Here is an 18,439-nt window from a genome sequence, read left to right on the forward strand (position 1 = left end):
CGTCCCAGCCCCTGTCGGTGTGCGCAAGTCACGCGATTAGGGTGGTCTGTGTGCGGTGGATCAGACCGCAATGTTGTCGATGAGCCGCACACCGGCGAGGTGCGCGGCGGCGAAAAGACGCGCAGGCTGGGCGGTGTCTTGGACGCTGCGCAGATCCGACTGGGCACGCAGGTCGAGGTAATCGACTTGCGTGAAGCCGGCCGTGAGCAGGCGGGCAATGGCGGCCTCGCGCAGCGGCTCGAAGTCCTCACCGCGCGACAGCCCTGCGGCGATTTCTTCCATTTCATCGTGCAGGCGCGGAGCCATGGTACGGGCCCGGTCCGACAGCAGAAGGTTGCGCGAACTGAGCGCCAGCCCGTCGATGTCGCGGATCGTGGGGCAGCCATGCACGGTGACGCCGAGATCGAGGTCGGCGGCGAGGCGGCGCACGATGAGAAGCTGCTGAAAGTCCTTCTCGCCAAAGAACGCATCGGTGGCGGAGGTCTGGGTGAACAGCTTGGTCACCACGGTGGCAACCCCGTCGAAATGGCCGGGGCGATAGGCGCCGTCCATCACGTCGGTCAGCCCAGAGACCGACACGGTGGTGGCGAAGCCGTCCGGATAGACCTGGTCGGCGTCCGGCACCCAAAGCGCGTCGACATCGAAGCGGGCGAGTTTGCGGGCGTCCTCGGTCTCGGTGCGGGGATAATTGGCCAGATCCTCGGGATTGTTGAACTGCCTGGGGTTCACGAAAATCGTCACGATGACGTGGTCGCAAGCCATTTTCGCCGCCGCCACCAGCGACAGGTGCCCGTCATGCAGCGCGCCCATGGTGGGGACCACACCGATGCGGCCGCCGGCCCGCAGCCAGGGCGCGGTGGTGGTGCGAAGCTCGTCCAGTTGCCGCAGGATCGGCGCCGTCATTTTGCCGGCGCCTTGTCCGCGAACATATGCTCCTCGGCCGGAAAGGCGCGGGCGCGGACCTCTTCGGCATAGGCGGCTATCGCCTTTTCCGCCTCTTCGCCCAGGTTGGCGTAGCGCTTGACGAATTTCGGCTTGAAGGCGGCGAAGAGCCCCAGCATGTCGTAATGCACGAGGATCTGGCCATCGCAGCCTGCCGAAGCGCCGATGCCGATGGTCGGAATCGCGATTTCCTCTGTAATTTCGTCCGAGAGACTTGCCGGCAGCTTTTCCAGAACCACCGAAAAGGCGCCGGCATCCGCCACCGCGCGGGCATCGCGCAGTACTTGGCCGGCACCGGCGTCGCGGCCCTGCACCTTGTAGCCGCCAAGCGTGTTGATCGATTGCGGCGTCAGGCCGATATGCGCCATGACCGGCACGCCACGTGCGACCAGAAAGGCGATCGTGTCGGCCATGTGCACGCCCCCTTCAAGCTTGACCGCGGCGCAGCCCGTTTCCGCCATGATGCGCGATGCGTTGCGGAAGGCCTGTGCGGGGTTTTCCTCGTAGGAGCCGAAGGGCATGTCGACGACCAGCATCGCGGATTCAAGCCCGCGGCCCACGGCCCGGCCGTGCATGATCATCATCTCCATGGTCACGGCGAGCGTGTTCTGCATGCCGTGCAGGACCATCCCGACGCTATCCCCCACCAGTACGAAGTCGCAATGGGCATCCATCAGTTGGGCCATGGGCGTGGTATAGGCCGTCAGCGAAACGATGGGCGTGCCGCCTTTCATGGCGCGGATATCGTCGGGAAGGGGGGCGGATTTGCGGGCTGTGGCGCTCATGGGACGCTCCGGCATTGGCTTCGTGCGAGATGACCTAACAGGTATGTGAAACCGAATCCAGCGCGGAAGCCCAGGGCGTCAAGCTGCTGAAATCGGGGACAATTGCGTCATGAGATCGGGCGCGCGTGCGGCACTGGCGCGGCATTTCGGGGCATCGGGACCGGAAGGGGCTTTCAAACCGGCGGAGAATAAGTACGGTGGCCGGACGTGACGGTGGCATGTCCCGCTCACCCCTGCCGCCCAGGATAGGAGACACCCCTTGCGCTTACTTGCCGTTATAGCCTGGCTTGTGCTGGCCGGCACGGGGCTTGTCATGGCCCAGGAAAAGGCCACGCAATCCGAGCGGCAGGAGGTGATCCGTCTGTTGGGGCAGTTGCCCGATATCGCGCCCATCCGCGAGGATTTGCGCCTGCTGGGATTCAGCGGCGAGAACCTCGAGTTGGCGGTGGCGCAGGCGGAACTTCTCTACCGTGACCCGGTGATTGCGGGACACGTGGCCGACCAGGTGATTGCCGCATTCGAGGACCCGACTGCCGTGCGGGTTTCGGACGGGCTGATGTGGCCTTTGATCGAGCGCGGGCTGGGTCATCTGCCGACGCGGGATCTGAAATTCTATTACACCGTCGAGCGCAAGATCATGGAGACGCTGACTATTCGGCAATGCGGCATGGCCGTGAGCAACCGGATGCGTCCGGCGCGATTTGCCGAACTGACCTCGCGCGTGGCGGCGCGGCTGAACACCGACGCGTTGCAGAAATATTACGGGATCCAGGCGAAGGCGGCCCGGATCGGGGCGCGGCGCCAGCCGGTCATGCTGAGCGACGCGGCCACCCAGCGGGTCGAGGACCGCATTCAGGCCAGCATGACGCGAAGTATTCAGGCCACCGACCGTGCCCCGGACTTGATGGTTGCGATGATGAATCTCGGCCAGGCCAGCAACACCGAGGCCTGCGCTATCGGACGGCTGTTCATGAACACGGTTCTGCAGTTCGAGGGCCGCGCGCTGCGCGACACGCTGGTGTACATGAGCCGGCCGTGACATCGGCGCTGCGGATCGGAAACCGGGCCGCGAGGCGGCTGTGGCTGCATGCCAACGGGCTGGGCGCTGCGCCTGGCGGGCCGGTGGACGTCATGGGTACGATCAGGCGCCTGGGGTTCGTGCAGATCGACACGATCCGCAACGTGACGCGTGCGCATCACCACATCCTGTGGAGCCGCAACCGCAACTATCGCGAGCGACAGTTGTGGCCGCTCTTGAAGAACGGCCAGTTGTTCGAGCATTTCACGCATGACGCCTCTTTGATCCCGATGGAGGTCTTGCCCTACTGGCAGCGGCAGTTCCGGCGACTTGGGGAAAAGGTCTCGCGGGCGGACTGGTACCGCTCGGGGCTGGGGCAGGAGGAGGTGCGGCGCATCCGCGAGCGCATCGCGCGAGAGGGGCCGCTGTCGACCCATGCGTTCGATACCAAGGCGGAAAGCCGTGAAATGTGGGCGCGGCCGCCGCACAAGAAGGCGTTGGACCAGATGTGGTACGGCGGCGAACTGGCGACCTGTCACCGCGAGAACTTCGTGAAGTTCTATGACCTGGGCGAACGGGTGTTTCCCGAAGCGCTGCGCCAGTGTCCCGGCGAGGACGTGGCCGCCGACTGGCTGTGCGATGCGGCGCTCGACCGGCTGGGGATGGCGACGGTGGGCGAGGTGCAGCGGTTTTGGGAGGCGATGACTGCCCCGGAGGCGAAGGCGTGGTCGCAACGCCGCGACCTGGTGCCGCTGGAAGTGCAGGGCGCGGACGGCATCTGGCGGCAGGCCTGGGGCGCGGCCGACATCGAGGAGCGGCTGGCAACGGCCGAGAGCGTGTCGTCGCATCTGCGGCTTTTGAACCCGTTCGACCCGGCGATCCGCGACCGGGCGCGGCTGGAGCGACTGTTCGGCTTTGCTTATCGCAACGAGATGTTCGTGCCGAAGGACCAGCGCATCTGGGGGTACTACGTCTATCCGCTGCTAGAGGGGGGCCGGTTCATCGGGCGACTTGAGCTGAAGGCCGACCGTGCGGCGGGCTGGATGCAGGTGACCGGGTTCTGGCCCGAGCCGCGGGTGAAGTGGACGGCGAAGCGGCTGGCCAAGCTGGAGCTCGAACTGGTCCGATTCGCCCGATTGGCGGGGATCGGAAACATAGGCTGGAGTGTGCCGCGTCCGGTGTGATCCGGCAGTCAGGGCTTGCGCCGCAAGCCATGGCAGAGTGCCATGTGCCGAAAGGCGGGAAGGAGATTGAAGATGCGGTTGCAGGGAAAGACGGCAGTGGTGACCGGCGGTGCAAGCGGCTTTGGCGCAGGGATCGTGCGCAAGTTCATCGCCGAGGGAGCACAGGTGATGATCGCCGACCTGAACGGTCCTGACGCAATGGCCTTGGCCGAGGAACTGGGCGCGGCGGCCTGCCCGGTCGACGTGTCGGAAGGGGCCAGCATGAAAGCACTGACCCTGGCAGCCGAAATGACGTTCGGCCTGCCCGACATCGTGGTGAACAATGCCGGAATCACGCATCTGCCGCAGCCCGCCGAAGATGTCGCCGAGGAAGAGTTCGACCGGGTGTTCGCGGTCAACTGCAAGTCGGTCTACCTTGCGGCACAGAACTTCGTGCCGGGGATGAAGGCGCGGGGATCAGGCGTGTTCCTGAACGTCGCCTCGACCGCCGGGGTCAGCCCACGACCGAATCTCAACTGGTACAACGCATCGAAAGGCTGGATGATCACGGCGACCAAGGCATTGGCGGTCGAGCTGGCGCCCGAAGGCATAAGGGTCAATGCGCTGAACCCGGTGGCGGGCGAGACGCCGCTGTTGAAGTCTTTCATGGGCGAAGACACGCCCGAGATGCGCGCCAAGTTCCTGAGCACGATCCCGTTGGGGCGGTTTTCGACGCCCGAGGACATGGGCAATGCCGCGGCTTTCCTGTGCAGCGACGAGGCGAGCATGATCACCGGCGTCTGCATGGAGGTGGATGGCGGGCGCTGCATCTGAGCGGGGGCATTCTCCGCGCGGAAAATGGGATAGAAAATGCGCATTTTCTATTCCGGAATTTGCGCAAATTCCGAAAACGCCCGGCGGCTTGGGCCTGTTCATTTTCCGCGCGAGGCATTACGGACATGCGAAAGACAGGATTGCGGGGGCCAGGCCCATGAAGACAGCACTGATTACAGGCGTGACGGGACAGGACGGGGCGTATTTGTCGGAGCACCTGCTGGCCGAAGGCTACGAGGTGCACGGGATCAAGCGGCGCACATCGCTGTTCAACACGGCGCGGATCGACCATCTGTTCGAGGGCGAGCCGGGGCGGACTGGCCAGTTTCAACTGCATCACGGAGACATGACCGACAGCTCGTCGCTGACCCGAATCCTTCAGGCGGTGCGCCCGGACGAAGTTTATAACCTTGCCGCGCAAAGCCACGTGGCGGTCTCCTTCGAAGAGCCGGAATACACCGCTAATTCAGATGCGATGGGCGCGCTGCGCCTGCTGGAGGCGATCAGGTTCCTTGGGCTGGGCGACAAGACACGGTTCTACCAGGCGTCGACCTCCGAGCTTTACGGGCTGGTGCAAGAGACCCCGCAGCGCGAGACGACGCCGTTCTACCCGCGCAGCCCCTACGCGGTAGCCAAGCTCTATGCCTACTGGATCACGGTGAACTATCGCGAGGCCTATGACATCTATGCCTGCAACGGCATCCTCTTTAATCACGAGAGCCCCATTCGTGGCGAGACCTTCGTCACGCGCAAGATCACGCGGGCGCTGGCGCGGATCAAGCTGGGCACGCAAGAGGACCTGCGGCTGGGCAACATGGACGCGCTGCGAGACTGGGGCCACGCGCGCGATTACGTCAAGATGATGCACCTGATGTTGCAGCAGGACAAACCCGAGGATTACGTGATCGCCACGGGACAGCAGTATTCGGTCCGCGAGTTCGTGAAACGCGCGGCCGAGGTTCTGGGCATGAGCGTGACCTTCGAAGGCGAGGGCGTGGACGAGGTGGGCCGCGACGAGACGGGCCGCGTGATCGTGCGGGTCGATCCGGCCTATTTCCGGCCTGCCGAGGTAGAGACACTTCTGGGCGACGCCAGCAAGGCGCGGCAACAGCTGGGCTGGACCCCGGAGACGCCGTTCGAGACGCTGGTCGAGGAGATGGCGCTGTCGGATTTCGAGGAAGCAGCGGCGCAGAAGCGGGCGCAGGAGCAGGGATGAAGGTACTGCTGACCGGCGGGCGCGGCATGGTGGGCCGCGCCATCCAAGACCATCCGCGGGCTGCGGCGCATCGGATCGTGGCGCCTACCAGCGCCGAGCTGGACCTGACGGACCGGGCTGCAGTGATGGCTTTCGTTGGCGAGACCGCGCCGGACATCATCATCCACTCGGCGGGCCGCGTGGGCGGGATTCAGGCCAACATGGCCAACCCGGCGGCGTTCCTGACCGAGAACATGGATATGGGGTTTAACGTCGTGATGGCCGCAAGGGAAGCCGGCGTGCCGCGCCTGCTGAACCTCGGCTCAAGCTGCATGTACCCGCATGACGCGCGCAACCCGCTGTGCGAGGACATCCTTGGCAAGGGCGAACTTGAGCCGACGAACGAAGGGTACGGGCTAGCCAAGGTCGCGGTGGCGCGGCTTTGTGCCTTTGTCAGCCATGAACGCGACGACCTGGCGTACAAGACCTTGATCCCGTGCAATCTGTATGGGCTGAACGACAAGTTCGACCCGAAGGTCTCTCACCTCGTGCCGGCGATTATACGCAAGCTGCACGAGGCGAAGGAAAGTCGCGCCGAAACCGTGGAGATCTGGGGCGACGGGACTGCGCGGCGCGAGTTCATGTTCTCGGGCGATCTGGCGGATGGGATCTGGGCGGCGGTCGAGCGGTTCGACGCGCTGCCGGAGCGGATGAATATCGGTCTGGGATATGACTATTCGATCAATGAATATTACGCCGAAGCCGCCCGCGTGATCGGATGGGACGGCGCATTCGTGCATGACGTGACCCGGCCCACCGGCATGAAGCAGAAGCTGCTGGACGTGAGCGCGCAAAAGGCGTTTGGCTGGCAGGCGCGTACCTCGCTGACGGACGGGATCGCGCAAACCTATGCGCATTTTCAGGACCTGTTGGAACGGGGGGCGGCATGAGCGATGCCAAGGGTTTCCCGCTGGCGACGACCAGCTGGGACGAAAAGGAGTACGCGGCCATTGACCGGGTGGTGCAGTCGGGCATGTTCTCGATGGGGCCGGAGGTGAAGACGTTCGAGGAGCAATTCGCGGCGGCGATGGGATCCGCCCACGCGGTGATGGTGAACTCGGGCTCGTCGGCGAACCTACTTATGGTGGCGGCGTTGCGGTACCATTCCAAGATCGACCTGCCCGCGGGGGCAGAGGTGATCGTGCCTGCGGTCAGTTGGTCGACGACATACTATCCGCTGCACCAGTACGGTCTGCGGCTCAAGTTCGTGGATATCGACGCCGATACGTTGAACTACGACCTTAAGGCGCTTGAGGATGCCATCGGCCCCGAGACCAGGGCGATCATGGTGGTGAACCTGCTAGGCAATCCCAACGATTTCGACCGGATCGAGGCCATTGTCGCCGACCGCGACATCGTGGTGATGGAGGACAATTGCGAAAGCCTGGGCGCCACGTTTTGGGGTCGGCAGGCGGGCACCTTCGGGATCGCTGGCACCTATTCGTCGTTCTTCTCGCATCACATTGCCACGATGGAAGGCGGGCTGGTGGTGACCGATGACGAGGAATTGTATCACATCATGTTGTCGGTCCGAAGCCACGGCTGGACCCGGCATTTGCCCAAGTTCAACCACGTGACCGGCGAGAAGAGCGACGATTCGTTCGAGGAAAGCTTCAGGTTCGTGCTGCCGGGCTATAACCTGCGCCCGCTGGAGATGAGCGGGGCGATCGGTCAGGAGCAGATTGCGAAGCTGCCGATGATCGTCGGCGAGCGGCGCAAGAATGCCGAGGCATTCCGTGGATTGATGCAAGGCTATCCGCAGATCCGCATCCAGCGTGAAATCGGCCAATCGAGCTGGTTCGGCTTTTCGATGGTGGTGCAGCCCGATGCGGGGTTCTTACGCGCCGATTTGATCGCGTCCCTGGGCCAACAGGGTGTCGAATGCCGACCCATCGTGGCGGGAAATTTCGCCAAGAACGAGGTCGTCACAAAGCATATGGATCACGTGATCCACGGCTCTCTGCGCAACGCCGAGGAGGTCGACACCAATGGGCTTTTCATCGGCAATCACCATTATCCGCTGGCCGATCAATGGGATCTTCTGCGCGCGGCACTTGACGCCGTGACGGGGTCCTGAGGGCGCGCCCCAGATTATTCTGCGAATAATCTGACCTGAGAAAATTCGTACAAATTTTCTCAGGCGACGCCGGCGCGCAGGGCGTCGTGAATGTGGACGAGGCCCACAAGGCGGTTTTCGGTATCGGTCACGAGCAGCACCGTCCGCTTGTTGGCATTCATCACGCCGAGTGCTTCCACCAGGAGCGTATCCGGCGCGGTAACAAGAGGCGATTTCGTCGCGACTTCGCCGGCGGTGCGTGTCATCAGTCCGTCCATGTTGCGGCGCAAGTCGCCATCGGTGACGATGCCGACGAGATGCTCCCCCGAGACCACGGCGGCGACGCCGAAGCTTTTGCGGGTCATTTCCACCAAGGCCTCGCCCATCGGGGTGTCTTCGGTCACGAGGGGGAGTTCGTTGCCGGTGTGCATCACTGCCGAGACCTTCAGCAACTGCGCGCCCAGCGTGCCGCCGGGGTGGAAGGCGAGGAAGTTTTCCCGCTCGAATCCACGCAGTTTCATCATGGCGACGGCCAGCGCATCGCCCATCGCCATGGCGCAGGTGGTCGAGGTGGTGGGGGCCATGCCGATGCCGCAAGCCTCTGGCGCGTCGGGCAGGGTCAGGACGTGGTCGGCCTGCCGCGCAAGCGCGCTGTCGGGTTTCTTGGTGAGCGCAACCAGCTGTATGGAAAAGCGGGCACAATGGGCGATGATATCGGCCAGTTCGCGGGTCTCGCCGGAATTCGAGATCAGGATCACCGCGTCCTGCCGCGTGACCATGCCCAGATCGCCGTGGCTGGCCTCACCCGGGTGGACGTATTGCGCGGGCGTGCCGGTGGAGGCGAAGGTGGCGGCGATCTTGGCGGCCACGTGGCCGGACTTGCCCATGCCCGAAACGATAACGCGGCCCGGCACCCTGAGCAGGCACTCGACCACAGCATTGAACGCCTCTGGCAGGGTATCGCGCATCAGGTCGAGCGCATCGCGTTCGATGGTCAGCACGTCGCGCGCGATATCGGTGGGGGTCGGAGTGTCCGTCATAGGGGTCGCTTTGCTATGTTGCGGTGAGCCTGTCCGAGGGGGCGTAGCCGGTCAAGCATCGTCCTCGTGTACGATCTTGATGTGGCGGGTGCCACGGGCCTCGGCCAGGGCCATTTGTTTCTGGCGTTCGCGGAAGCGGTTCTTGTCGGCCTCGCTGGTCTCGGCTGCACAAAGGTGGCAGGCAACGCCCTGATCGTATTCGGGGCGCTGCGTGTCCTCGGGCAGGATCGGGCGGCGGCAGGCGTGGCAGAGCAGGTGCGGTCCTTCCCGAAGGCCGTGGCCCACCGAGACGCGCCCGTCGAAGACGAAACATTCGCCCTTCCATTTGCTGTCCTCGGGCGCGACCTCCTCGAGGTATTTCAGGATCCCGCCCTTGAGGTGGTAGACGTCTTCTACACCCTGCCCCAGCAGGTAGTTCGTGGATTTCTCGCAACGGATGCCGCCTGTACAGAACATCGCGATCCGCCTGCCCGCGAAACGATGCTTGTTCTGCTCCCACCACGCGGGGAAGTCGCGGAAACTTTCGGTCTTTGGATTGATGGCGCCTTGGAACGTTCCAATGGCCACCTCGTAATCGTTGCGGGTGTCTATGACGGCAACGTCTGAAGATTGGATCAGGTCGTTCCAGTCGGCCGGGCCGACGTAGTGTCCGACTTTTGCCAGCGGATCGACATCGGGTTGACCCATCGTGACGATTTCTTTCTTCAGCCGGACCTTGAGTCGACGGAAGGGTTGCGACGCGGCGGTGCTTTCCTTCCATTCCAGGCCGTCACACCCCGGAAGCGCGCGAATGTGGGCTATCACCGCGTCGATCCCCGCGCGAGGCCCGGCGATGGTGCCGTTGATACCTTCATGCGCCAGCAATAGCGAGCCCGATATCCGTTCCGCCTCGCACAGCGCGAGCAGGGGACCCTGAATCGCGGCGGGGTCGTCGAACCGGGTAAAATGATAGAGCGCGGCAATGGTGTACATGCGCCGCGATCTACGCTCTTCGATGAATTTCAGCAAGACCCGGGCGGTCAGCCCGCTGCGGTCTTGGCCAGACGCTTCAGCTGCTTGGCGATGAACTCACGCGTGTTGTCGTCGGTCAGCTTACCGTTTTCGATCTTGCCGGCCGCGCCGCCAATGGCGATCTCAAAGCCCGATTGCACGTCGGCATTTATGACAGACAGCACCTGGCGCAGGTTGTAATGGGCCGTCAGGCCCGCCGTGGCGCCGGGCGACTGGGTGATGATCAGAGTGGGCTTGCCGGAAAAAGGCGCGTTCGGCTCTTTCGACATCCAGTCGATCACGTTCTTCAGAACGCCCGAGGTGCCGCGGTTGTATTCCGGTGACACCACGACGATGGCATCGGCGGCGGCCAGTTTCTCGGCCAGGTCGCGGACCGGCTGGGGAGAGGTGTCGCCGTCCTTGATGTCCTCGTTGTAAAGCGGGATGTCCGCGATGTCGTGACGGGTGACGGTCACGCCGTCGGGAACAAGCTCCTGCAGGGAGTCGGCGACGGAGGTGCTAAGGCTGCCCTTGCGAAGCGAGCCGCTGATGGTGGCGATGTTGAGGTCTTTGGTCATGGTCAGGTCTCCTTTGACGCTACAGATAATCGGTTTGGGAATGAAAGAAACAGAAAGGTTCGCAGGCGTTCTATGCATTTTCGCACAGAAATAACCGTGGCGTTGACCATTGCGTGCCGCTGCTTCAGGGTCCGCCTCGCATTGGCAACAGGAGAGACTCATGCCCAAGGCCCTGATCGTGATCGACGTGCAGAACGATTTCTGCCCCGGCGGCGCACTGGCCGTAGACGGCGCCGACCGGATCGTGGCCGGGGTCAATACGATGATGAAGGAGGCGGGCGCGGTCGTCCTGACGCAGGACTGGCACCCGGCGAACCATTCTTCCTTCGCATCGAGCCACGAGGGTAAGGAACCGTTCGAGATGACCGAGATGCCTTATGGCCCGCAGGTCCTGTGGCCGGATCACTGTGTTCAGGGCTCGCCGGGGGCCGAGTTTCATCCTGATCTGGAAACGGACCTGGCCGACATGATCGTTCGCAAGGGGTACAATCCGGCGATCGACAGCTACTCGGCATTTTATGAAAACGACCACGAGACGCCGACTGGCCTGCACGGATACCTGCGCAGCCGGGGCATCACCGAACTGGTGATGGTCGGACTGGCCACGGATTTCTGCGTGAACTATTCGGCCGTCGATGCGGCGCGGCTGGGGTATCCGGTGACCGTGCTGCGCGACCTGTGCCGCGGGATTGATCTTGACGGGTCGCTCGAGGCGGCGTTGAACGAAATGCGCGACGCCGGGGTGACGCTTGCCTGACGATATCGTCCGGGAGATCGAGACCTGCCGGATCTGCGCCGATCGTTTCGCCGCGACAAAGACCGCCCATGCGCCGCGCCCGGTGGTGTGGTTCCGGCCCGGCGCCCGCATCCTGATCGCGGGTCAGGCGCCGGGGATCCGGGTGCACCAGTCTGGCAAACCCTTTGACGATCCGTCCGGTGACCGGCTGCGCGACTGGCTGGGCATGACGGCGGAAGAGTTCTATGACAAGCGCCGCGTGGCAGTGATTCCGATGGCGTTCTGCTTTCCGGGATATGACGCAAAGGGGGCCGACCTGCCACCACCCAAGATTTGCGGGCAGACATGGCATGACCGGGTGATGGCAGCACTGGGCGAGGTGCGGCTGAAGGTGATCGTGGGCGGTTATTCGCATCGCTATCACTTGGGCACGAAGGGGCCGGTGACGCAGACGGTGCGCAACTGGCGCGACTATGCGCCGGAGGTTTTTCCCTTGCCGCACCCGTCCTGGCGCAATAGCGGATGGTTGAAGAAGCACCCGTGGTTCGAGGCAGAGGTGCTGCCCGCCCTGCGGCAGGAGGTGAGACGCGCATTGGATGACTGACGAGACACACCTGGATCGAGCCCACGCGGCGATGGAAGCGGGCGGCGAGGCCGAGCGGCTGCGGTATTACCAGACGCTGGCGGCGGCGGAATTGTTCTTGTTGCTCGAGGCGGAGGCCAAGGACGACGACGTGGTCCCGCAAGCCTTCGAGGTGGAGGGCCAGACCTTTGTGCTGGCCTTCGACACCGAGGAGCGGCTGGCGGGTTTTGCCGGGGCAGAGGCGCATTACGTGGCGCTGTCGGGCCGGGCGGTGGCCGACATGCTGGCCGACGCGGGCCTTGGTCTGGGCCTGAACCTGGAGTCAGGACCTCAGGCGGCACTCTTGCCCAACGCGGCGATGGTCTGGTTGGCAGAGACGCTGGCCGAGGGACCCGAGGAAGTCGAAGCACAGCCGGCGTCGTTCCACCCGCCCAAGGGTCTGCCCGAAACATTGGTGGCGGCGATTGACGCGCGTCTGGCGGCGATGGGCGGGCTGGCGGAACTCGCGTATCTCGTGGGCGTGACGTATGACAACGACGCGAGGGGACATCTGCTTGGTATGGTGGATGCAGTGCCGGGGGCGGAACCGGCGATAGCGCGGGCCGTGTCGGAAGCGCTGGCGCTGTCGGGGCTGGAGGCCGGGTTGCTGGATGTGGGGTTCTTCCGCGGGACGGACGCGGCGGCGGCGCGGATGGCGTTGGTGGGTTTGCGCTTCGATCTGCCCAAGGCAGAAGAGACACAACGCGCGGCGCCGGGAACCGACCCCGACAAGCCGCCGAAGCTTAGGTGAGCGAGGCGTTTTCTTTAAAAGAAAACGGCCCCGGAATTTCTTGAAAAATTCCGTCCCCTCGGCCAAGGGGGACACCGTACTCTCAGGCGTGGTCAGTACCCCAGATCACGATCGACAAGATGCAGCAGATCTTCGCCAGCTTCGCCGCGGCGAATGTTCTCGGCGATCACCTGCGCTGCCGTGTCGGGCCGGGTTTCCGAGGCGATATGCGGCGTGACCGTCACCTTGGGATGGCCCCAGTAGGGATGGTCTGGTGGCAGGGGCTCCGTGCGGAAGACATCAAGCGTGGCGTGACCGATATGGCCGTCGTCGAGCGCCGCGAGCAGGGCGTCGTCGTCGATCAGCGGGCCGCGGCCGGGATTGATCAGACATGCGCCTGCAGGCATTCGCGCAAGCGCATCGGCATCGATCACGTTCTCGGTCTGTGGCGTATCTGGCAGCAACAGCACCAGTATCTGCGCGGTGCAGAGGGCTTGGGGCAGTCCCGCGTCGCCTGAAAGGCACGTGATCCCGGCGATATTCTTTCGGCTGCGCGACCAGCCCGTGACGGGGAAACCGAGATACACCAGCGCCTCGGCGCAGGCCCGTCCAAGAGCGCCGAGACCGAGGATCGTTACCGGGCGGTCCTTCGCCAGCGGGGGCACTTCGTGGCGCCATGTACCGTCCTGGCCAAGCACATGCGCGTCGGTGCCCAGGTGGTGACGCAATACGTGGCCGGTGACCCACTCCACCATCCCGCGTTCCAGCCCGTCATCGACCATGCGGGTCAGAGGTTGCGTCAGGGTTTCGTTGCGAACGATTCCTTCAACCCCGGCCCAAAGATTGAGCACCGCCTTCGCGCGGGTGTAGGGCGTGAAGTCCTGCAAGGGCGAGTTCGGCGCGTAAATGATGTAGTCCACCTGATCGGCGGGCAGGTCCATCGACAGCGTGTAGCCATCAATACCTGCGTCGGACAGCGCCTTGTGCAGGGGGGCTTCGTACTCCGTCCAACGCTCGTGGCGGGCGGCGAAAAGTATGTTCAGGGGCATAAGACCTATCGGGGACGATGAATGTGGGCGCTTTGCACCAGGCCGAAGCCCAGCATCAGGATGAGCATGGCCGAGCCGCCGTAGCTGACCAGTGGCAGCGGCACGCCGACGACCGGCGCAAGGCCCATCACCATCGACATGTTGACTGCGAAAAACAGGAAGAAGGTCACGGCGACCCCCAGCGTCATGAGAGACGAGAAACGGTCGCGGTTCGCGAGCGCCGAGGTGACGCAGAATACGACGATGAGCGCGTAAAGCACGAGCAGCGAGATTGCCCCGACGAAGCCGAACTCTTCGGCGAGGGTAGTGAAGATGAAGTCGGTATGTTTCTCGGGCAGGAAGTTCAAACGCGATTGCGTGCCCTGCATGAAGCCGCGCCCTGTCCAGCCGCCGGACCCGAGCGCGATCTTGGACTGGGTGATGTGATAGCCGGCGCCCAGCGGATCGGACGACGGGTCGAGAAAGGTGTCGATGCGCCGGTACTGATAGTCGGCAAGCAACTGCCAGTCGGTGCCGCGACTTTTGAAGACTGCCGTGATCAGTCCGCCGATACCGGCAATGACGGCTGCGAAATACGCCCAGTGCACGCCCGCGAGGAACATGATCAGCCCGCCGCCGGTGATCAGCAGGATCGACGTGCCGAGATCGGGCTGACGCAGGACCAACGCGACGGGGACCAGGATCAGCACGACGGGCAACAGAACCCAAAGCGGGCGCGAGGTCTTCTTCAGCGGCAGCCAGTCGTAATAGGCCGCCAGAAACATGACCAGCGTGACCTTCATCAGCTCGGACGGTTGCAGGCGCATGAAGCCCAGGTCGATCCAGCGCTGCGCACCCTTGCCTTCGACGCCGACCAGTTCCACCGCCACCAGCAGTAGGACGGACACCGTATAGGCCAGCACCGACATGTTGCGCCAGAACCAGATCGGCACCATCGCCACGAAGAACATGGCGGCAAACCCGAGCGCATAGCGTTTCGCCTGCGGTTCCGCCCAGGGATTGAACGATCCGCCGGCCACCGAGTAGAGCATCAGGATTCCGATGGCGGCGACTGCCGTCAGCAAGAGTGCGAGCGGCCAGTTGAGGTAGAGCACCTTGCGCAGGCCAGAGGGCGTATGCTTGACGGTATATTCAAGATAGCTCATGCCGCGCCCTTCATGCCCGGTCGCTGTCTTCGCCGTGGCGACGGTCCAGCCGCGAGCGCAGTTGTTCCTGCTGCGTCTTGATGCGGCCCCGGTCCTTGGACGGATACGCCTCGAGCGGGGGGTCCTCACCGTAGAGGGCCTGCAGGGTGATGTCGCGGGCAATCGGCGCCGCCGTGGCAGAGCCGCCGCCGCCGTGCTCGACGATGACCGCCACGGCGATCTTCGGCGTCTCGTAAGGCGCGAAATTGACGTAGAGCGCATGGTCGCGGCGCTCCCACGGCAGGTCCTCGTTGCGAAACACGCCGCGGGCGCGTTCGGCGGCGGTGATGTTGCGAACCTGGCTTGTGCCGGTCTTGCCGGCCATGCGGAACGCGTCTTCGATGATGCGGCTGCCATAGGCCGTGCCGCGCCGGTTGTTGGATACGGCGTACATAGCGCTGCGGATTTCGCGCAGGATGTTCTCGTTCAGGCCGAGGGACTCGCTGGGTTTGGGCGGTTCCTCGACGCCGTCGACCGAGCGGACGAGACGCGGCGAAACAGAGCGGCCCGTGGCCAGCCGCGCCGTCATGACGGCCAGTTGCAGGGGCGAGCTGAGCACGTAACCCTGGCCGATTGCAGCGTTGGCCGTGTCGCCGATCCGCCAGTCCTCGCCGCGAGACGTCGCCTTCCACAGCTTGTTCGGGATCAGGCCTTCGGCCACGGAGGTCATCGGCAGGTCGTGTTCCACGCCGAGGCCCAGTTTGCGAGCCATCTCGGCCATCTTGTCGATGCCGACACGAAGGGCGAGGTCATAATAGTAGACGTCGCAACTTTCGCGCAGCGAGCGGTGCAGATCGACATTGCCGTGACCCGCGCGCTTCCAGCAGTGGAAGCGACGGTTCGAGACCTTGAGGAAGCCCGGACAGTAAACTGTCTCGTTCGGATCGACCTGTCCGTCCTCGAGCGCGGCCAGCGCCGTGATCATCTTGAAGGTCGAGCCGGGCGGATACACGCCCTGCACCGTCTTGTTGGGCAGCGGTCGGTACTTGTTGTCGAGTAGCGCGGAATAATCGGCTTGCGAAATCCCGCGCACGAAGAGGTTGGGGTCGTAGCCCGGCGTCGAGGAACAGGCCAGCAGGTCGCCGGTCTCGCAATCCATGACCACGGCGGCGGCGCTTTCGCCTTCCAGCCGGGCGGTGACATAGGATTGCAGCGCGTTATCCAGTGTCAGCTGAATGTCCGCGCCTGCCTCGCCTTCGACCCGGTCCAGTTCGCGCATGACGCGGCCCGCGGCATTGACCTCGACCCGCTTGGTGCCGGCCTTGCCGCGCAGCGTGTCCTCGCGCCGGCGTTCCAGGCCGATCTTGCCGATCTGGAAGCGCGGGATCAGAAGCAGCGCGTCGGGCGCATCGATGCGTTCCAGGTCGCGGTCGCTGACCGGGCCGACATATCCCACGACATGCGCGTAATCCTCGCCCATCGGATAGTGCCGCGACAGGCCCACCTCGGGGGTGACGCCGGGCAGGGCGGGGGCGTTGACGGCGACTCGGCTGATATCCTCCCAGCTGACGCGATCGGCCACGGTCACCGGCGTGTCACCGCGCAACTTGGCCAGATCTTCGCGGGCCTTTTCAAGTTCCTCGGGGTTCAGCCGCACGAGCTTGGACAGTCGGGCAATCAGGTCCTCGAGGTCGCCGGCCTGTTCGCGGATGATGTTGATCCGGTAGGAAGGGATGTTCTCGGCAATCACACGCCCCTCGCGGTCGAAGATACGGCCACGGGACGGCGGGATCAGGTGGATGTTGATGCGGTTCTCGTCGGCCAGAAGACGGAACTGGTCGGCCTGGTCGACTTGCAGGTAGCGCATGCGCAGACCCAGAAGGCCCACGAATCCCGCCATGCCGCCCCCCAGTAGAAGGCCGCGCCGGGTGATCTTGCGCTGGCTTTCGGTATTGTCGCGGGTGGGGCGCTTCATGTCCGGCCTCCGAGTGCGTCGATATCGCCGGGCGCCAGTTTACGCACCCCGAAGAGAGATTGCGAGACCAGCACGACCAGCGGATAACAAATCATCGTCATCAGAAGCTGGATGAAACTGAGGCCGAGCGGCGCCTGATCGACCAGCAGCACGGCAAGAATGGTGCGGTAGGCCAGCGTCATGACCACCAGCGTGGTTGCGACCGAGACCCATTCCACTGCAAAGGTGAGGTCACGCAGCCCGATATGCCGGGCCCGCAGCGCCTCGGCCGCGATCAGCACCAGCGCGGCCCAGAGACCGGGCGGGCGGTGGAACATCAGGTCGCCCAACAGGATCACCCCGGCCACTAGAAGAGGCGGGACATATTCAGGTCGCCGCAGGATCCACGCAAACGTCAGCGCAACGATCAGGTCCGGCCCGGCCCAGCCGCGCGGCAGGGTTTGAAGCGGCAGCAGGCTGAAGAACATCACGAAAAGCGCGAGCCCCAGATAAAGCAGGCGCATCGTCCACATTTGCAGCGCGGCGTTGTCACCCATCGGTGGCCTCGCTGGTCTGTGCTTCGGCGGGCAGTTGCGGTTCCGGATCGGGATCAGCACCCTGCACGACCGGCACGGACGGCTGAATGAGACTGCCTGGGTCCAGTACGCGCTCATGCCCGTAATTGCGCAGCACGCGCAGGAATTCCAGCCGCTCATAGTCGGCGGCCAGCCGGACGCGCATCCGTCCACCCGGGTCTTCGGCCATCTGCCCCACCAGCAGGCCGGCCGGAAAGACCTCGCCATCGCCCGAGGTCAGGACGCGATCGCCCGGGCGCACCTTGTCGGCATCCTCGATGAAGTCGATCGGCGGCGAGGCGGTGTTGTCGCCGATCAGCAGTGCCTGCTGGCCCGAAGGCTGGATCGTGACGGGTATGCGGCTGGAGGTGTCGGTCAGCAGGATCACACGTGCGGTATTGTCGCCAACGCCCGAAATGCGGCCCACAAGCCCCAGCCCGTCCATCGTGGCCCAGCCGTCGACGATACCGTCACGAGCGCCAACATTGATCAGCACGGACTGGCGGAAAGGCGAGCCGCTGTCGGCCAGCACGACGCCGGTGACAAAGGTCAGTCGGGGGTCGAGTTGCACGTTATTGAGGTCGAGTAGACGTGCGTTTTCCTGTTCGAGTTGCAGCGCGGCCTCTTTCCACGCCTTCATCTGCTGCAATTCGCGGCGCAATTCCTGGTTTTGCTGGTAGATGCGCTGATAGCTCTGGAAATCGCGCAGAATGTTGACCGCGCCAGTGACCGGTGCCATCGCCCAGTCGAAGCTGGGCACAACCCGGTCGATCACCTGGGCGCGAAACCGTTCCACGCGCGGGCTGTCAATGCGCCACAGCAGGAACAGACCGATTAGGCACACCACCAGAAGCCCCAGAAGCAGACGCTTCAGAGGTCCGGTGTAGTCACTGCTTTGTCCTCTGTCTCGGGCCAATGGCGTCCCCGGATTGCAAATGGCCTTGGCGGTGTTGCCACACCACAGATATCACCGTGCGCCATAACCTCA

General features: G+C 64.1%; 19 protein-coding genes. 9 read left to right on the forward strand and 10 right to left on the reverse strand.

The features are described from left to right. Nucleotides 1–60 precede the first annotated feature (60 nt). Both panC and panB read right to left on the reverse strand, forming a co-directional pair. Entirely contained in the window at nucleotides 61–903 is an 843-nt protein-coding gene (panC, locus tag RBB31_RS18670; protein ID WP_306130772.1) for a pantoate--beta-alanine ligase, read from the reverse strand. Next, nucleotides 900–1,727 (reverse strand): 3-methyl-2-oxobutanoate hydroxymethyltransferase, encoded by an 828-nt coding sequence (panB, locus tag RBB31_RS18675; RefSeq protein WP_306130773.1) that lies wholly within the window; start codon nucleotides 1,725–1,727, stop codon nucleotides 900–902. The genes panC and panB overlap by 4 nt, the downstream gene beginning before the upstream one ends. A gap of 259 nt (nucleotides 1,728–1,986) precedes the next feature. On the opposite strand from panB, the gene RBB31_RS18680 reads away from it, so the two are divergent. From RBB31_RS18680 to RBB31_RS18705, 6 genes are all read left to right on the forward strand, one after another. Next, nucleotides 1,987–2,766: a hypothetical protein gene (locus RBB31_RS18680; RefSeq protein WP_306130774.1), complete on the forward strand. Its 780-nt coding sequence runs from the start codon at nucleotides 1,987–1,989 to the stop codon at nucleotides 2,764–2,766. Then, nucleotides 2,763–3,929 (forward strand): winged helix-turn-helix domain-containing protein, encoded by a 1,167-nt coding sequence (locus RBB31_RS18685; protein WP_306130775.1) that lies wholly within the window; start codon nucleotides 2,763–2,765, stop codon nucleotides 3,927–3,929. The genes RBB31_RS18680 and RBB31_RS18685 overlap by 4 nt, the downstream gene beginning before the upstream one ends. Nucleotides 3,930–4,001: 72 nt before the next feature. Then, a complete protein-coding gene (locus tag RBB31_RS18690; protein ID WP_306130776.1) occupies nucleotides 4,002–4,742 on the forward strand; it encodes an SDR family oxidoreductase in 741 nt (246 codons plus the stop codon). A 157-nt stretch (nucleotides 4,743–4,899) separates the two neighbouring features. Then, on the forward strand, nucleotides 4,900–5,958 hold the full coding sequence (gmd, locus tag RBB31_RS18695) for a GDP-mannose 4,6-dehydratase (RefSeq protein WP_306130777.1): 1,059 nt from the start codon (nucleotides 4,900–4,902) through the stop codon (nucleotides 5,956–5,958). Next, nucleotides 5,955–6,887, forward strand: a complete 933-nt coding sequence (locus tag RBB31_RS18700; RefSeq protein WP_306130778.1) for a GDP-L-fucose synthase — start codon at nucleotides 5,955–5,957, stop codon at nucleotides 6,885–6,887. Before gmd ends, RBB31_RS18700 begins: the two co-directional genes overlap by 4 nt. Continuing rightward, on the forward strand, nucleotides 6,884–8,074 hold the full coding sequence (locus tag RBB31_RS18705; protein ID WP_306130779.1) for a DegT/DnrJ/EryC1/StrS aminotransferase family protein: 1,191 nt from the start codon (nucleotides 6,884–6,886) through the stop codon (nucleotides 8,072–8,074). Before RBB31_RS18700 ends, RBB31_RS18705 begins: the two co-directional genes overlap by 4 nt. 59 nt (nucleotides 8,075–8,133) lie before the next feature. On the opposite strand, the gene RBB31_RS18710 is transcribed toward RBB31_RS18705, so the two are convergent. The 3 genes from RBB31_RS18710 to RBB31_RS18720 are packed head-to-tail and all read right to left on the reverse strand — an operon-like array spanning nucleotide 8,134 to nucleotide 10,661. Next, entirely contained in the window at nucleotides 8,134–9,093 is a 960-nt protein-coding gene (locus RBB31_RS18710; RefSeq protein ID WP_306130780.1) for an SIS domain-containing protein, read from the reverse strand. Nucleotides 9,094–9,144: 51 nt separating this feature from the next. Further along, on the reverse strand, nucleotides 9,145–10,065 hold the full coding sequence (locus RBB31_RS18715) for a rhodanese-related sulfurtransferase (RefSeq protein ID WP_306130781.1): 921 nt from the start codon (nucleotides 10,063–10,065) through the stop codon (nucleotides 9,145–9,147). A 47-nt stretch (nucleotides 10,066–10,112) separates the two neighbouring features. Continuing rightward, entirely contained in the window at nucleotides 10,113–10,661 is a 549-nt protein-coding gene (locus RBB31_RS18720; protein ID WP_306130782.1) for an NADPH-dependent FMN reductase, read from the reverse strand. 160 nt (nucleotides 10,662–10,821) lie between these two features. Here RBB31_RS18720 and pncA point away from each other — a divergent pair, with 160 nt between their 5' ends. Genes pncA through RBB31_RS18735 form a run of 3 tightly spaced genes read left to right on the forward strand, consistent with a single transcriptional unit; the run spans nucleotide 10,822 to nucleotide 12,770 of the window. Beyond that, nucleotides 10,822–11,418 (forward strand): bifunctional nicotinamidase/pyrazinamidase, encoded by a 597-nt coding sequence (gene pncA / locus RBB31_RS18725; protein WP_306130783.1) that lies wholly within the window; start codon nucleotides 10,822–10,824, stop codon nucleotides 11,416–11,418. Beyond that, a complete protein-coding gene (locus RBB31_RS18730) occupies nucleotides 11,411–12,001 on the forward strand; it encodes a uracil-DNA glycosylase family protein (RefSeq protein WP_306130784.1) in 591 nt (196 codons plus the stop codon). The genes pncA and RBB31_RS18730 overlap by 8 nt, the downstream gene beginning before the upstream one ends. After that, entirely contained in the window at nucleotides 11,994–12,770 is a 777-nt protein-coding gene (locus tag RBB31_RS18735) for an SseB family protein (protein WP_306130785.1), read from the forward strand. Before RBB31_RS18730 ends, RBB31_RS18735 begins: the two co-directional genes overlap by 8 nt. 92 nt (nucleotides 12,771–12,862) lie before the next feature. Here RBB31_RS18735 and RBB31_RS18740 read toward each other — a convergent pair whose 3' ends face one another. From RBB31_RS18740 to mreC, 5 genes are read right to left on the reverse strand one after another with little or no spacing between them, the layout of a single operon-like run. Further along, nucleotides 12,863–13,798: a glyoxylate/hydroxypyruvate reductase A gene (locus RBB31_RS18740; RefSeq protein ID WP_306130786.1), complete on the reverse strand. Its 936-nt coding sequence runs from the start codon at nucleotides 13,796–13,798 to the stop codon at nucleotides 12,863–12,865. A 5-nt stretch (nucleotides 13,799–13,803) separates the two neighbouring features. Next, nucleotides 13,804–14,943, reverse strand: a complete 1,140-nt coding sequence (rodA, locus tag RBB31_RS18745) for a rod shape-determining protein RodA (protein ID WP_306130787.1) — start codon at nucleotides 14,941–14,943, stop codon at nucleotides 13,804–13,806. A gap of 10 nt (nucleotides 14,944–14,953) precedes the next feature. Further along, nucleotides 14,954–16,897 (reverse strand): penicillin-binding protein 2, encoded by a 1,944-nt coding sequence (gene mrdA, locus RBB31_RS18750; RefSeq protein WP_306130788.1) that lies wholly within the window; start codon nucleotides 16,895–16,897, stop codon nucleotides 14,954–14,956. Then, a complete protein-coding gene (locus tag RBB31_RS18755) occupies nucleotides 16,894–17,433 on the reverse strand; it encodes a rod shape-determining protein MreD (RefSeq protein WP_306130789.1) in 540 nt (179 codons plus the stop codon). The genes mrdA and RBB31_RS18755 overlap by 4 nt, the downstream gene beginning before the upstream one ends. Beyond that, nucleotides 17,426–18,367 carry a rod shape-determining protein MreC gene (mreC, locus tag RBB31_RS18760; protein ID WP_306130790.1) on the reverse strand — a complete coding sequence of 314 codons (942 nt, stop codon included), beginning with the start codon at nucleotides 18,365–18,367 and terminating at the stop codon, nucleotides 17,426–17,428. Before mreC ends, RBB31_RS18755 begins: the two co-directional genes overlap by 8 nt. Nucleotides 18,368–18,439 lie beyond the last annotated feature (72 nt).

The sequence above is a fragment of the Roseovarius sp. MMSF_3350 genome, from assembly GCF_030733425.1.
In the GTDB taxonomy this organism is placed as follows: Bacteria; Pseudomonadota; Alphaproteobacteria; order Rhodobacterales; family Rhodobacteraceae; genus Roseovarius.